At 61.3% G+C, this 15,362-nt stretch carries 12 protein-coding genes and 1 tRNA gene; 10 read left to right on the top strand and 3 right to left on the bottom strand.

Annotation, left to right across the window (positions count from 1 at the left end):
• The first annotated feature begins 187 nt into the window (after positions 1–187).
• Both BLU27_RS04925 and BLU27_RS04920 read left to right on the top strand, forming a co-directional pair.
• Positions 188–1,624 (top strand): FAD-binding oxidoreductase, encoded by a 1,437-nt coding sequence (locus BLU27_RS04925; RefSeq protein ID WP_197681689.1) that lies wholly within the window; start codon positions 188–190, stop codon positions 1,622–1,624.
• A 196-nt stretch (positions 1,625–1,820) separates the two neighbouring features.
• Positions 1,821–1,911: transfer RNA gene (locus BLU27_RS04920), tRNA-Ser, on the top strand.
• 179 nt (positions 1,912–2,090) lie between these two features.
• Here BLU27_RS04920 and BLU27_RS04915 read toward each other — a convergent pair.
• The gene (locus BLU27_RS04915) at positions 2,091–2,801 is read right to left on the bottom strand and encodes a GTP pyrophosphokinase (RefSeq protein ID WP_092650957.1); all 711 of its coding nucleotides are present in this window, start codon (positions 2,799–2,801) and stop codon (positions 2,091–2,093) included.
• Between the two features lie 371 nt (positions 2,802–3,172).
• Between BLU27_RS04915 and BLU27_RS28815 the strand changes: the two genes are divergently transcribed.
• The 6 genes from BLU27_RS28815 to BLU27_RS31105 all read left to right on the top strand — a co-directional run bounded on the left by BLU27_RS28815 (position 3,173) and on the right by BLU27_RS31105 (position 9,824).
• Entirely contained in the window at positions 3,173–3,670 is a 498-nt protein-coding gene (locus BLU27_RS28815; protein WP_157728234.1) for a hypothetical protein, read from the top strand.
• A gap of 814 nt (positions 3,671–4,484) precedes the next feature.
• Positions 4,485–6,665 carry a tetratricopeptide repeat protein gene (locus BLU27_RS30970; RefSeq protein WP_092657181.1) on the top strand — a complete coding sequence of 727 codons (2,181 nt, stop codon included), beginning with the start codon at positions 4,485–4,487 and terminating at the stop codon, positions 6,663–6,665.
• Positions 6,658–7,092, top strand: coding sequence for a tetratricopeptide repeat protein (locus BLU27_RS31110; RefSeq protein WP_092650955.1), 435 nt, complete (start codon positions 6,658–6,660; stop codon positions 7,090–7,092). Before BLU27_RS30970 ends, BLU27_RS31110 begins: the two co-directional genes overlap by 8 nt.
• Before the next feature lie 170 nt (positions 7,093–7,262).
• Positions 7,263–7,754, top strand: coding sequence for a zinc-binding dehydrogenase (locus tag BLU27_RS04895; RefSeq protein WP_206744635.1), 492 nt, complete (start codon positions 7,263–7,265; stop codon positions 7,752–7,754).
• Between the two features lie 302 nt (positions 7,755–8,056).
• Positions 8,057–8,650, top strand: coding sequence for a hypothetical protein (locus BLU27_RS04890; protein WP_197681688.1), 594 nt, complete (start codon positions 8,057–8,059; stop codon positions 8,648–8,650).
• A 19-nt stretch (positions 8,651–8,669) separates the two neighbouring features.
• The gene (locus BLU27_RS31105) at positions 8,670–9,824 is read left to right on the top strand and encodes a helix-turn-helix domain-containing protein (protein ID WP_092650949.1); all 1,155 of its coding nucleotides are present in this window, start codon (positions 8,670–8,672) and stop codon (positions 9,822–9,824) included.
• Between the two features lie 1,203 nt (positions 9,825–11,027).
• On the opposite strand, the gene BLU27_RS28805 is transcribed toward BLU27_RS31105, so the two are convergent.
• Entirely contained in the window at positions 11,028–11,792 is a 765-nt protein-coding gene (locus BLU27_RS28805; protein ID WP_157728231.1) for a hypothetical protein, read from the bottom strand.
• Between the two features lie 1,124 nt (positions 11,793–12,916).
• Between BLU27_RS28805 and BLU27_RS04880 the strand changes: the two genes are divergently transcribed.
• Entirely contained in the window at positions 12,917–13,381 is a 465-nt protein-coding gene (locus BLU27_RS04880) for an NUDIX hydrolase (RefSeq protein ID WP_241827785.1), read from the top strand.
• Here the strand turns inward: BLU27_RS04880 and BLU27_RS04875 are convergent.
• The gene (locus BLU27_RS04875; protein ID WP_092650945.1) at positions 13,378–14,457 is read right to left on the bottom strand and encodes an NsdA family TPR-like regulatory protein; all 1,080 of its coding nucleotides are present in this window, start codon (positions 14,455–14,457) and stop codon (positions 13,378–13,380) included. The genes BLU27_RS04880 and BLU27_RS04875 overlap by 4 nt on opposite strands.
• A 504-nt stretch (positions 14,458–14,961) precedes the next feature.
• Here BLU27_RS04875 and BLU27_RS04870 point away from each other — a divergent pair.
• Positions 14,962–15,282, top strand: coding sequence for a hypothetical protein (locus BLU27_RS04870; RefSeq protein ID WP_092650943.1), 321 nt, complete (start codon positions 14,962–14,964; stop codon positions 15,280–15,282).
• Positions 15,283–15,362: the final 80 nt, after the last annotated feature.

Genomic DNA, 15,362 nt, shown 5'->3' with positions numbered 1-15,362 from the left:
GCCGATCGGCCCGGGTGCTCGCGGACCGGAGGCCCATGGTGAGAGGGGCTACATATCCGAGCCGCCACGCGTCCGCCGATGGTGGGATGCCGGGAGAGCAGGCGTGGTCCGCCGCGTCCGCGCGTCCTTGTGTGTCTCCGCTGTGTGTCTCCGCTTTGTCTCTCCGCCGTTCCGAGGGGGTCCGGCCGTGGGCGTCGTACGACTGCACTCCTTCGCCGGCGATCTCGTCGAGGTGCCCGAAGGGGCGTTGGAGAGGTTCGCGGACGAGCTGCGCGGCCGCCTCATCCAGCCCATCGACCCCGAGTACGACACGGCCCGGTCGGTGTGGAACGGCCTGGTGGACAAGCGGCCCGGACTGATCGCACGCTGCGCGGACTCCGGTGACGTCGCCACCGCGGTGAACTTCGCCCGTGAGCACGACCTGCTCCTCGCCGTCCGCGGTGGCGGGCACAACGTTTCCGGCATCGCGTCCTGTGACGGTGGCCTGGTCGTCGACCTGTCCCCGATGAGCGCCGCCCTGACCAATCCCGCCACCGAGATCGTCCGGGCTCAGGGTGGCGTGCGCATCGCCGACCTCGACCAGGCGACCCAGCCGTTCGACCTGGCCGTCCCGATGGGCGTGGTGAGCGACACCGGGGCGGCCGGCCTCACGCTCGGCGGCGGGTTCGGCTGGCTGTTCCGCAAACACGGCCTGAGCTGCGACAACCTGCTGGCCGCCGAGGTGGTGACCTCCGACGGGGGTACGGTGCGCGCCGGGACGAAGCCCAGCGAGGACCCGGACCTGCTGTGGGCGCTGCGCGGAGGCGGTGGCAACTTCGGGATCGTCACGGAGTTCGAGTTCCGTGCGCACCCGGTCGGGCCGGACCTGTTCTGCGCGCTCGTCGTGCACGCCGGCGCGGACGCGGGCGACGTGCTGCGGGCGATCCGGTCGTGGAAGGAGACGATCCCGGACGAGGTGACCACGCTCGCCATCCTGATGGACGGGCCACCGATGGACGGGCTCCCGCAGGAGTACGTCGGGCGACCGGTGCTGATCCACCTCGCCACGTACGTCGGTGACCCCGACGAGGGCGAGCGCGTTCTGGCCGCGGCCCGCGCCCTCGGCCGGCCGGTCGCCGACCTCAGCGGACGGCGTACGTACCTCGACCTGCAGCAGTTCTTCGACGGCGACTATCCCGCGCGCGAACTCCGCTACTACTGGAAGTCCCGCTTCCTCACCGGGCTGGACGACGCGCTCATCGACACGATCGTGGAGCTTGGCGAGGCGGCTCCGTCGCCGCGTTCCAGCATCGACGTGTGGCCGCTCGGCGGCGCGATGGCGCGGGTGCCGGCGGGGGACACCGCGTTCGGCGACCGGTCGATGCCGTACATGCTGGGCATTGAAGCCAACTGGGAGCTTCCCGAGGACGACGACGCCAACATCGGCTGGGCGCGTGAGGTGTACGAGCAGACGGGCGCGTACTCCGACGGGCGGGAGTACCTGAACTTCCCGGGCTTCTACGAGGCGGACGAACTAACGCGGTCCACCTTCGGGGACAACTACGCGCGCCTGGTCGAACTCAAGCGGCGCTTCGACCCGCAGAACCTCTTCCGCCTCAACCACAACATCCCTCCGACGGGCTGAGTGCGGGTCGACTTGGCTGGGCCTTCGGCCTGCGTCTCGGCGCCGGGGGTGGGACGGGGTGTCGTACCCGGATGGGACAATGGTCGGCGTTGCCCTCGAGCCTGGCTCCGAGGGCGGATCTGCGGGGTTTCGCCGGGGTGGGGGTCTGGTCGTTTGATCGGGTGCCGACCCGAGGTCGGCGTCGCACCGCAGGTCGGGAGGGCTCGCATAGTGGCCTAGTGCGGCGGTCTTGAAAACCGCTACCGAGGGACCCCTCTCGGTCATGGGTTCGAATCCCATGCCCTCCGCCCTGACCTGCCTCTTAGCCGCCCTGACCTGCGGAAACGCCGTTCTGAGGCGCCTTTTGGATCATGCTCGGCAGGGCTCGGCGTGGCTTGCTCTGTCCGGCCAGATCTCGGCGTTTGCGGGCCATACGCGGGCCAGGATCGGGCGCCCTGTTGCCCTCGATGTGGCCAGGTTGGCTGGTCTAACCGGATGCCCTCTCGCTGCGCTCGTGCAGCGAAGTCATCTGGGCGTCGAGTCTGGCAGCGGCCTCGGCCGCCGCTTTGAGCTTGGCGGCGAAGGTCTCCGGCACCTGGCCGCCGCTCTTGTAGAGCAGTTCGTGTTCGACGGCGGCCCAGAAGTCCATCGCGATGGTGCGCAGCTGGAGCTCGACGGCGACCAGCTCGGTGCGGTCGGACAGGTGCACCGGCACGTTGATGATCAGGTGCAGGCTGCGGTAGCCGTTCGGCTTCGGCGCGGCGATGTAGTCCTTGGTCTGCACGATCTCAATCTGGTGCTGGCGGATGAGATCGCGGATGAGGTAGACGTCGGAGATGAACTTGCACGCGACTCGCACGCCGGCGATGTCGGTGAGGTGTTCGCGGGCCGACACCGGGTCGACCGGCAGCCCGCGACGGGCGAGCTTGGCGGCGATCGCTTCCGGGCGCTTGATCCGCGAGCTGATGTGCTCGATCGGATCGTGCTCGTGGGCGTGGTCGAACTCCTCGCTCCAGATCCGCAGCTTGGTCATGAGCTCGTCGACGCCGAACTTGTGCACCATCAGCAAGTCGCGGAGCTGGCGCAAGAAGGCGAGGGCGTCGTCGCGGTCCATGTCCCCGAGCTGCTCGATGGCGCTGGGCTGCGGATAGGGCCACTCGCGCGGGCCGCCGCGTGATGGACTGTCCTCGTTCACCACGTGCCCGAATCTACTCGGCGTGCGCGTATGTCCGGCCAGATGCTCATGGGGTCTCCCGGGCAGTCGGCCCGCGGGGGTGATCCTCTTGATGCCATCAACGGGCGAGGTGGTCGGCGGAGGATGTTTGCGCAGGCCAGCGGGTTACTAGCGATCATGGGTGCGTGTCCCTGGCCGGCCTGGTTGCTGTACTTCTCTGCTGTATGGCACGGCTCTCCTGCCGGCCGACGGTTCGCTCGGTGTGCGGTGGTGATCGACGGGTCTTCGGCCCGACGGTTACGTCTGGGCTGTTTGGCACGCATCGTGCCGCCGAGCGTGGTTGGTGGGCGACGTGGGCGGGAGGCCTGGTTCGAGGCGCGCCTAGACTCCGAGGTATGGGCCCAAAGCCCCCCGCCCATGGTGGTCCCGAGAACACTGAAGAGGCTGTTCGCCGGCTTCGGCAGCGGGAGGACGAACTACGCAAGTTCGCGGCGGAGCTACGGGATCGGGCAGCGCAGGATCTTGACCAGTGCGTCGAAGAGATGCACTCGTTCAACTTGGCGCGTGATCATGCTGCGGCGACACAGCGGCAGGAGCGCGCAGACCGGGCTGCGGAGGAACGCCTACGGGTGGCCGACGATCGCGATGCAGTCGCCGATGAGCGCGACCGTATTGCCGACCGTCGAGAGGCTGAGGCCGACGAGCGAGAAGCAGCCCTGGATCGGCGAGAAGCGGCTCTGGATCGGCGCGACCGCGACACTGCTGCACAGGCGTCGATGCTTGACGAAGGGATGCGGGCCGCCGGCGAACGCGCAGACGTCGCCGATGAACGAGCGCGCCTGGTCGACGAACGCGAGGCTGAGCAGGAGCAGTCAGACGAGCCCGATCGGTAGCAGTTACTCGGCCCGGTTGCGAGTGGTCGGGGACGGTCGTAGCGTCGACGGTGTTCGTCCCGGCGGGTTCTCGCCACGGCTTCGGAAGTGAGGTCGTCCTCTTTGCCGAAGCCGTTATCGGGGGTCGGGACGATCACAGGAGGGTTGGAGGGTTTGGCCGGTGGCCTGGCTTGGTCCGGGAGAGTGGCGGCCCGTAGCCTGTCCCGGCGCGGTGGGCAGCTTGGCTGCCCGCCGGTAACCGCCCACCGTGGGCCGCCGCTCTTGGGGTCCCGGGCCAAGCGAGGTGGGTAAAGCCTCCGGCCCGGCACCAGCCACGCACGGTCTCCCGCGGAGCGGGAGTTGATGAGGGTCGCCAGTGTTCTGGCGGCCCTTTTGTCGCGCCCAGCCGCGCCGGCCGACCGGGCGCCGAAGGCGCGGAGGGAGGGCCGGCGCCGTTCAGGCGGGCGCGCGGCGGCCGGTGGCCGCCCTTGAAGACGTAGGGAAAGTCTTCACCGATCGATGACGGGCCAGGCGTCCTGTGCCGGTTGATGGTTGACAGTCGTGTGCCACCTGATGCTTTACACCAGTAGCGTCCGGCCAACCTGATCGGCAGCCTTCTGTGAGGTCGTGGGCTTGGGAGACCTGGATCGCGGTTGGCGATGTTGATACGCGTGACGCATGCACGCGGTTGGCTCGTCCTGATTGTGTCGTCGTGGGTGTCGCAGGTTCGACGATGGTCTGTCAGACTAAATAGGACTTCGTTCATCGGGGACAAGCCACGACGGCCGACTCTTCGCCGGAAAGGGACGTGGGTCTGGTGGTTCTGATTCGTAAAATGGTTAGGTGGCTTCGGGACCACTGGTTGGCATCTCTTGGCATATGCCTTGTTGCTATAGCAGCCATACAGCAGGCACTGGGAGCGGTAGGAGCACCGAGAACGCTTCAGGTAGCGGTCATAGTAGTCGCGGCTATTTTTGCCTTGATGTTAGAGCTACGTAACCTACAGGAGAAGCGACGGGCCGACGAACTTTCTGCACGGCAAGAAGCTAAGAAGGAAGCCGATTGGCAAAATGAGATCAATCGATGCTTGACGGTGTGGCCGCTACCGTTTGTCGATGAAGTTGACCAGTCCATTCTTGGAGTAAAGAGATCTCATCTGGCTGACTCATATCTTAGGAATGGTGAGCACCGACCCCCATATATTCGCCGCGATCATGACGAAGATGCACGCTCTACCTTGCGGAGATCGGGCCTACTTCTGCTTATTGGCGCCCCTGCCAGTGGCGAGACCCGGACCGCGTTCGAGATGGCCCAAGACGAGGTAACGCGGAGACGAGTTATTGCACCCCTGCCCCCAGACGGCTTTCGGAAAGCTCTAGATGAATTAGGGCTTCTGTCTCACCTGGAGCCATCAGAAAAGATCGTGCTATGGCTAGATCGGATCAATGAATTTTCTAATGTCGGTCTCACAGTGGAAATGTTGCAACGTTGCCGAGAGCATCTTCGCGGCATGCGCGTAGTGGCGACCATTTCGTCACTAGAGTACGATACTTGGAAGGCGGAGCATCACCATCTAGCAGAAGAATTTGGTCGACCGGTTTTCCTCGAGAGACTACCGTCGGAAGATGAACTTCGCCGGGCGGTTGCGAGTTACCCTGAGGTCGATTTTGGCCATGGGATCGCGGCAGCATTTTCGGAGGTCTCTGGCCTGCTGGATAGGCTACGAAGCGGAAATTCGATGTGCCCATACGATCCAACCGGCGGCGATTGCTCTGTGTCTCGAAGCACCGTCGCCGTTGCGTTGAACTGGGCCAATACTGGGACCAAGCGGGGCTTACCTATAGCCCTAATTCCGGATTTGGTCCTTGGCTACCGAGCTAGCTCCGAGTCGGTCGATTCCCAACATATGGCCGGGGCCATCGAATGGGCAACAGCGCCGACTGTAGAAGGAGCTCGCTTAGTCCGTGAGGTCACTGCAGACGGTAGCGTCACGCTTATGGCTCATAAGCAAGTTGCCGAGATAGTTTCGGTGCATGAGAATCCTCCTAAAAGGATTTGGGAGGCGGCACTTGGGGAAGCGAGCATAGATGGCGACTCCAGGAACATAGGAAGAATTGGATTCAAGGCCCATGTGCGAGGGTGCTTAGATATTTCAAGTAGGGCATGGGAAGCAATTGACTCAAGCAATGAGCGGTATATCGAGCGTGCCGCTAGCTACAGTAGAGCGCAAGGCGAATACCGGAATGAACTGTCGATACGTACTAGAATATTGAACTTATACTCTGGAATGTACGGCTTGAACCATCCGAAGGTTGCGACCGCGCTGAATGAACTTGGCACGGTCTTTTATAAACTTGGACAGTGCGATCAAGCCCGGAAAATGTGGGAGCGGGCTTTGATCATCAGGGAGCAGGTGTTCGGATTAGACGCCCCAGAGGTCGGCGCCACGATCAACAACCTCGGTAATGTCTGGCTTACCTTGGGGAGGCCGGATTCGGCTCGTCAAATGTATGAGCGGGCTTTGGCCATCAGTGAGCGCACCCTCGGCTCAAATGCCCCAGGCGTCGGTGCCACAGCAGGTAACCTCGGCAATGCGTGGCTTACCCTGGGGAGGCCGGATTTGGCGCGCCAAATGTATGAACGGGCCTTGGCCATCAGCCAGCACGCATTCGGACCACACCACCCTAATGTTGCCGACGCGTTGAATGATCTTGGTAATGCCTGGTTTGCCCTGGGGAGGCCGGACCTAGCTCGGCAAACGTTTGAGCGGGCACTGAATATCAGCCAGAGCGCATTAGGGCGGGACCACCCAAAGGCCGCCACCGTACTAAACAACCTAGGCGATGTCTGGCACTATTTCGGGAAGTTAGATCAGGCTCGGAGAACCTTGTTGCGGGCGCTGAATATCAGTGAGCGCGCATTAGGCCTCGATCACCCAGACGTTGCCAAAACGTTGATCAGCCTCTGCCGAGTGCTCCATGATCTAGGGGAACCATCGGGCCTGGCAAATGTATGAGCGAGCCCTGAACATCAATGAGAATGCGTTTGGGCCGAACCATCCGGAGGTCGCGTACGCGCTAACTGTGGGCGCACAGTGCTGCCTAGCGGACAAGCCTGTTCAGTCTCGCAAGATGCAGGAGCGCGCTCTAACTATCTATGAGCTCGCGTTTGGAGCAGACCACCCAAAGTTCGCAGCCGCGTTGGCCGACCTCGGCGCAGTGTCGCAGAGACTAGGGGAACATGTCAGCGCTCGGGACTTTATACTCCGTGCGCTAAGAATCGTTCGTGCAAGCGAATTTCCCGACCAACAGCTCCTCGCCGACATCATCCGTCAACTCCGCGGCTGTGCACCAGACTTGTTGGTCCTCGACGACGGTCGGATGGTTCGCCGCCGAACCGAAGATGATCCTGGCTCCAATTCGGCAAGTTCAGCTAGCCCGTGATCGTTCGCCTGCGGCATGCGACTGGGGTGCGGTGGATGCCGTCGTGATGACGTGCCAGTTTGACGGTCGACGTGGCGCCTGGTGAGATGTCCGGCTCCGGGCGGGACAGCTGAGAACTGCTGGATAAAGGGTGTCTGCATGCGCGCAGTCGTGTTGGACGGCGAGGTTCGGTGGAGGCATTGCAGATCGGAACGTTCCCCTGCCGCGGCTCGGCACGGGGTGGGCTGCTCACCGGCAAGGGAGCCGACCACGTGCATGTCGACGACAGTCCGCTCGCCACGGCGGTCCGTAAGATCGTGCCCGGAGGCGTTGATGCTGCCCTGGACCTGGTAGGCGCGCCCACACTGTTCGACTGCCTGCACGCCGCTGTGTCCACGCCACCATATGTACGTCGGGGATGCTGTCCATCCAGTGGACGCTGCCCGACTTCTACCCCACCGGTGACGTCTGTGCAGCTCACCGGCTACACCGGCGACGCCACTGACCTCCCGCCGGCGGTGCTCCAGGAGCTCCTCAACGCGGTCGCGGCTGACCAAGCCACCGTCTCCCTCGGCAACGCCTTCCATCTCGAAGACGTTCGCGAGGCACACCGGGCCATGGAAAACAACACGGCCGGGCGGGAAGATCGTCATCCTCACCGAAGACTCTCCCGCCATGCCTGAGGCCTGACAGCAGTCGCCGAACGTGCCCTGCGGATCCTCGGCCGCCGTCTAGACATCCGCGGCCGGCAGAGCCTTTGGACCTGCGATCCCCGACAACCAAACCTGCGGCGTCCACCCGCCACCTAGATCCGCATCTGGCCCCGAAGGTGTCTGACCCGCTCGACACGCCGAGTTCGCGTTTCTCTCCCCTAGGTTTGAGTCGTGTATCGTGAACCTCCACGGAGGCTGGTGCCTAAGTACGGGGAAGGCCAGGAGTGATTTACGACGGTGGTTCAGCATCGGGGCGTGCTCGCCTAGCCGCGTTGGGACTCAACGTTGAGTCGATCCATGATGCGCTGCGCTTTGGTGAGGCTGAAAGTGCTACCTACACGGATGATGATGCTCCAGGGAGCAGTGAGAGTGCGCGATGGTCGCGACACGTCCGTCGGATGACTGAAATACTTAAACCCGAGGGCTGGAAGCGTCTCAACCCGATGAACCAGCCAACTCTCGTCCATCCAAACAATAAGCACTGCCTCGTGGTCACAAGCGGGACCGCGGGAACTGGCATATTGAATGGAAAACCGACGAACCGTAACCCAAAAGGCACCAGTATTCGGCAAGCTGTCAAGGATAACAGGTCTATCGGTGGTTACCATGACGTCAACGTATTGATATCTGCAGAAACCCTCAACGCTTCCCTGGCGGGGCTTCGAGAAACGTGGCTATTGATGACCTACGTAGACGTGCATGGTTCTCTGCTGTCAGAGGTCAGCCTGCCGGAAGAGATGGCAAACGAACATGTAACTGTCTGGACTCATCGCATCATCATACCGATCGTAGATCCCTTCGATCGAGGATCTGGCCGTAACCGCGAGGAACCGCCAGGATATGATTTCCCTGTTGCTCGGAGATAGGTGATTGGAGTAGGCGTATATGTTTTCTTCGCCGCGGCTAGTATCAGCGCGAAAGCGCCGCGGTTTGACGATAACCGCTCTTAGTGGAAAGAGTCAGATAAGCACTAAGAGTATTTCCGATTACGAGAACAACAAGAAGGTTCCTTCTCGGGATACGCTTCGGCACCTGGCAGAAGCACTAGAAGTATCAGTCGCCTACCTATCTAAGCCGCCGCTTGAGGAGGTTCCTGCGGAGGCCGTTAGCTTTCGGGCGCCAACCAAGATGACTGCGCGTAACCGGGAGATGGCACTGTCGGTCGCCTCTCATGCTGTTGAGCTTCGTCGATGGATCGATGAGCGTTACAGCGTCCCCCCTATAGATGTTCCTAGCTTACACAAATATGTAGGTTTGGCAGCCGCGAGTGAGGCTGCGTACGTTGTACGCGCTAAGTGGGGCTTAGGGGTCGCTCCCCTTGGAAATATGGTTCATCTGCTAGAACTACATGGAGTTGCAGTATTCTCCGTGAAGACTGAAGCTCGGGCTCTAGACGCTTTTTCCTTTTACGCTTCGGGGCAGCCTTTCGTGCTTTTAAGTACTGCCAAGTCTGCAGAACGCGGGCGGTTTGATGCAGCCCATGAGTTGGGTCATCTTGTTTTGCACTGCGGGCCGGTCCGTCCGTCCGGCGTTGAGGCAGAACGCGAAGCAGATGCTTTCGCCTCCTCTTTCTTAATGCCTGAGGCGGACATACATGCCCAATTTTCGATGAATCCTCGTCTCGGGGATCTCACGCGAAAGAAAACTAGATGGGGAGTCTCTGCAATCGCTCTTGCTTATCGACTACATGATCTAGGTCTGATGACTGACTGGCATTACCATACGACTTGCGTGAATCTATCGAGAATGGGCTATCGGTCTGGTGAGCCGCAAGGTATGAGGCGAGAATCGTCCCGCTTGCTAGGGAAGGTTCTCGCAGACCTAAGAAGGACCCCAGGCGGGTTCGAGCAGTTATGCAATGATCTAGCTGTCGTACCCGACGACGTAAATGAACTGATCTTCGGCCTTACTCCTACCGTCGTATCTGGGGGCCAGTTCGAACACGCTGAGAGGGAAGGTGGGTCTAGGCTCACGCGGGCAGACCTCAAGGTGTTGCAGGGCGGTGCTCGATCTCGTGGTAGCGGCGGTTCGCGGGGGTAGACCCGTCTCTGTATATGCGGCTAGCCTGAGAACTCGATTTGGGATGTTCTATCGGTCTGCATTCATTGCGATGATGGTGGGGGTGGGGCTCGGCGAACCGAACCGGGCGAGGTTGGAGAAGTCGATTAGAGCAGTCCGGAAGATCTGCTTCATGCGCTCGCTAGACTCGGCTAGCGCCAAGTCTCTGAAGCACTGGCAGCGAGTGAGCTTACGACCGTCTAATAGACAGATAGCGATGCCGGTTACCTGCAGGCTGCGAGCAACTGCGGTCAGTTTGTCGACTTCAGGTAGTGGGATCTTGGATAACAATTCCTTCATGAATGTCCGCTCAGTGTGTTCAAATCCAAGAAAGCGCATCGCTAGACTGCCAAGTCTACCTATGGCATCGTGCACTGACTGCTTGACGGTTAGAATTTCTCGTGCCAGATGAGCGAGAGTTCTGCAGTGGCGCCATTGGTTGTGTCGGAGAAGTTGTGTCAGTGTCTTATTTGTCGCATACTCACTTGCCTTGTCGGCGACAGTGTCTGCCCATCCATCTATAAGGACGCCAGCGCAGAGATTTGCTGCTATCGATACACGCCGTGTGCGCTGTCGCTGTGCGTCTCTTCGCCGCTTAACGGCGACTCGCACCCTATGACTAGATCGTTTGGCTAAGCGGCGGACCGTTTGTTTGCCCTGCTTGCGTGGCCGGCGTCGCTGCGTCGGAGGGGACCGGCGCTTCCTGGGTCTGCGGTTAGGTGGAAGTGACGGGCTGCCACCGTGAATCGAGCACAGCATGCCCTCCTGACGGACCTTCCTTCGGCAGCTGGTTCCGTCTAATGTTCGAGCACCGCAAAGAGCCATAGTCCCCCCGCCATCGTTTGCCTCTCACGATAATCTGGTGGATCGGATGTTTGGTCCGATTCGCCAGATCTGGTCGGGAGTAGGCGCCATGGACATCCGTGGTCTTACCGACGCCCTGCAGCGGAGCGAGTGGCGGTAGCTAGGGAAGCGCCCAGGCCGTGGATGGTCCAGGCTGGCTCGCTAGAAGCGGAGACTCATGCCAAGGATTTGGTTGGTACGCAGCCAGGTACGTCGGATGAGGCAGTGCCTAGGAGAAGTTCCTCCCCAACGCCTTTCAGCAGCCCGGGCGTACTGGAGCGACTGCGAGCGTGGCTTGGCCTGTGAACAGATTCGAAATGCACCCACGAGATGCGTCCGGCGTCACGAGCTGGTCCTATCCCCTTGATCACTGCCTGCACCTGATGTTTGGCTCGCATCACTCTGATTACGCCGTCGCTGTACGAAGTCAGACCGTCTTGCAGCGAGAGTCTCCACTTGGCGGCGTCTGCGTTCATCGCGCCCTGCCCTAGTCTCAATCGTTGCTTGTACCTCTCCCTTCGCCAGTGCTGACGCCTTCAGGTCTTTGGCTATTCCGCGGATCGCAAGTGTCAAGTCGTGCAAGCCATAGGTCTTAGTGAACAGCAGATCGTCGTGTAGTCCGAGGTCAGTGATGGATTTTTCTGACCATGAGTGGCCATGTCCATCGTGGTACTCGATAGTGAAGGTGTATCGCTCCGGCAGACCCATGTCTTTTCGCTCCTGCATGGAATCGAAGTAGGTACGCAACTGATAGCCTGGTGGCATAAGCGGAATGGTATCGTTGAAATATCTAGCTCGTGCTATTGGGATGTCGTCGATCTCGCTTGCACGTTGGAGAGGTGGGTCAACCTTAACTGTCACATCGTGTGCCGGCCCGGCGCCAACGTTCCGAACTAGAATATCGACGTGAGGAAAATGCGATAGGCCCTGCTCGAACGTGACGACGACATAGGGTCGATTCTTATCGATTTCAACCTTCTTGTTGTACCGAAGCTGCCTGGCTGCTATCGCAGCTGCGAAGCCGGCTGCGAGGACGCCAAGTCCGGTGGCGATACTGCCGATGGCGTCCCACGCCTCGATCGGGAGTCCAAAAATGTCTTGAGTCATACCGGCAATGATGGCCTATTGGATCCTGACGAGGTACTGCTAGGTACGTACTGGATCGGCTCGGTGGTGTAGCGCAGTGGACTCTGCCCCGCGGGCGGAAGGTGCAGTGTTACACACAGCGACGACCTCCCGCTCATGCTTCCGTTTAGGCGAAGCCTCAGACACGTGCTTAGTTGGAATGGCTCGTAGGGATCGGCACTGACCGACTGTTTGAGGTCAAGAGGTCAGGGCCGAAGCATACAATAGTATTGTAATGACAGTCTGGATGGCGGTCCCGATTAGGCTCAACACAGCTACTACAAGACCGGCGGATTCAATTTTGGATGTGCCGTTAGTTATCGGCGGTCTTTTAGATCCTCTGCGGGTATTCCGTGGAGTTGTCCGTGGCGGCCGCGATGACTCGGCGAGTGTGATAGTCGAGTGGCGATTGAGAAATTCGATATAGCGTCCCGCCCGTGCGGACACCTTTCCCCACTGGTGGTTCTTTGGATTTGTGCAGCCGAATAGCAGCCCGTAAGTCTGGTGTGTACAGTAGCTTGTATTAGGAGTTTGCACACCGCAAAAAGTCGGCCTAGTGAAAAAATACCACCATAACGGGGCGCCGATAACTAGGGACGCACATTCGGCGCCTGCTAGTACTTGACCATGGCTGAAGCTGTAGATCGAGGCATATATGAGAAAGCCCCAAAATACTACGCCGGTGGACTTTCCCTTGTTTCGGCGAGCTGGCCGAGCGCTGTTGCGGGTTGCCCTGCGTTTCTTGCGCATTTCCCCCCGGACCTTTCTATGCGTAGGAACAGTTTAGTACGGCTATTCCGAGATGTGCACTATTTCCAAACTGATGCCGAACTTGGACGCTCGTCTTCCTGCTCGTTGGAGGTCGGGCACCTAAGCGACGAGGTAGCGATCCTCCTTCTGTCGCGTCGCTGGGGCGCCCGCAGATGCGCGTCTGGCTGACGGTGAGTCGCCGGGTCCGCTGGATCGGCAGAGGTTGGTTCTGTGACGTCCGATAGCGTTGCTGCGTGGCTGCTGATCAAGGAGACTCAGGCGAGGTGGCGCGTTGGACGATCCACGAGGAGAGGCTCGTGGACGACACTCGAAGACTTCGGCTAAGCATCGCTCATGTGGAGCTCCCCGATGGGGTGCACTTCGAGCAGTACGTCCTGCGTATGCCGAAGGCCTCTATCGCCATCGTCCTGGACGACGCCGGCGAACGCGTCCTGATGATCTGGCGTCATCGATTCGTACCTGACCGATGGACGTGGGAGCTGCCGGGTGGCTACGTCGACCCGGATGAGGATCCGCTCGACTGCGCGGTGCGGGAAGTGGAGGAAGAGACCGGTTGGCGGCCACGCAACATGCGTCCGCTCGGGAGCTTCCAGCCGCTTTCGGGTACGGCCGACTTCGAGAATCTGCTCTTCATCTCCGAGGGCGCGGAGCCCACAGGCAAGTCGCCGGATATCAACGAGGCGTCGAAGGTCGACTGGGTGGACCTGTCAACCGTCAAAGAGCGGATGGAGCGCGGTGAGATCGACGGAGCGGCCGCTCAGATCGGGCTGCTCCACGTCTTGCTGTCCCGGGCCGGCTAAGCCACTCGGCGGAGCGGGATGCGTTGAGCCGTCATCTGCTTGTAGACCCCGCGCACCGCCGGCTGCTGGCGGAAGGGAGACAGTCGAACCGCCACGTCGGTCATGTAGGCCGTCGTCCTTGTCGAGCGGACACTAGGTGTCAGGTCCAGGGCATCGCTAGCGTACGCAACAGCCTCATCGACCTTGCCTTGGTCCGCCAGGGTGCCGGCCAGCAAGGCTGTGTTGAACACCCGGCCGCGGTCGTACCCCTCGGTCATCCGCAATGACTGACGTGCGAACTGCTCGGCGTCGGAGGCCTGGCCGAGCTCTCTCAGTGTGTGCGCGAACTTCGCCGACAGGTACGCCTGGTCGAAGTAGACGAGCCACGTCGGTGCGTCGTTCGATCGCATGCGGCAGAAGTACGCCTCGGCGTGTCCCAGCGCTCTGTGGGATGCCGAGGCATCTTGTCTCAGAGCATGCGCATGGGCTTCCATCGCTGCGGCCTCGGCGACTAGTGCGGCTATGCCTGTCGACTCCGCGAGCTGGCGTGCAGCCATGGCGAGGTCGAGAGCTTCGTCTGGGGAGTTGAAGAATGCTGCCTGATGGCTCATGCCCAAGAGCATTTCGGCGACCAGGGCCCTGTCTGCGGCTTCTCGCGCTAGTTGGAGAGCTTGGTGGAGGAAGCGACGCCCGACAGCTTGGTCGCCGATGTCGTAGGACATCCAGCCGGCCAGCTGGAAGAGTTCTGCGACGGCCGCGAAGAGGTCACACCGGATCTTCGACGAGCCGCGGGAAGTGTTCAGGACGGGGGCAACACGGTTCTTGATGAAGGCAACGGCCTGCTGCAGACTCTCGCCGCCACCGAACCGGTTGTCAGCCTGCCGGAAGGCCTGCGTCCAGTACCTGAGGGAGTCGATGTCCTTCTTCCCGATGACGCGCGAAGGGCTAGCAGTAAGCACGCGTCCGGCGGCGTCCGAGGCCTCGGTGCCAAGCAGGACCGCTCCGACGCCGACCGACTTGATTAGCTGTCGCCTGTCCACGTCCGGCTCGTCCTCCTCGGTTGCGTGCTCAACCTGGGCCGTCAGGTCGAACCACACGACATATCGTGGGATGTGCAAGAGCCGTGACCATTTGGCGAGCTTCTCGAGGTCGTGCGTATTGGTGCTTCCTCGCTCGATCCGGCTGACCTGCCCCTGACTGAGCCCCAACCATCCGGCCAACTGACTTTGGCGGACGAGAGGACTCTGCAGCTCCCTGTACGCCTTGAGCAGGTAGCCGAAGTGCCTGCTCCGGGCAGCATGCTGAATCTCTGCCTGCTGCCAGAACTCGTCAGGCAGGGGTCGGCGGGCACGCTTCCGTGTCTGCGGTGCCCTGAGCTCTCGCCTGGTGTACGCGCACGTGGAAACCCCCTGTGGTCGCGACTGAGCTTACGACAGTGAGAGCACGCACGCGCTCCGTGACACTCGTCCGTATGTATCGCGCGCATATGCGTCGGCCTCGTATGCATCCCGTTCGTGGTGCGAGAAGCCCGCGTGGGGATCTCATAGCGGCACGAGGAGTGGTGCCTCGTTTCCATCGATCCCAGTCAAGGGAGTGCACTCATGAAGTTGATCGTCGATACCTCGGTTCACACGTTCACGGTGACGAAGGCGGCGGAGCCGAAGACTGATCAGGATGGTCGGCACAAGGCGGATCGGAGGACCGGTGAGTTGTTGTTCGTTGTGCAGGTGATGGCGCTCGAACCTGAGTCCGGGGCGGACATCATCACGATCACTGTGGCGGGTGCACCGCCGAAGGTGGCCGTGGGGCAGTCCGTTACCCCGGTCGAGCTGGAAGCCATCCCGTGGGCGACGGGCGGCCGGAACGGTGTCGCCTTCCGTGCGAAGGCGCTGGAGGCCAAGCAGGCGGTCAAGGCGGCCTGAACCCCCAGTCACAGCTGTGAACGCCGAGACACCCTTCGAGTTCGAGTGCCCAACCGTTGAGCAGCCTGCCAATCGTGGGC

The sequence above is a fragment of the Actinopolymorpha singaporensis genome (assembly GCF_900104745.1).
Taxonomy (GTDB): Bacteria; Actinomycetota; Actinomycetes; order Propionibacteriales; family Actinopolymorphaceae; genus Actinopolymorpha; species Actinopolymorpha singaporensis.
Note: the sequence above shows the minus strand (reverse complement) of the source record. Positions and strands in the feature narration are given on the sequence as shown.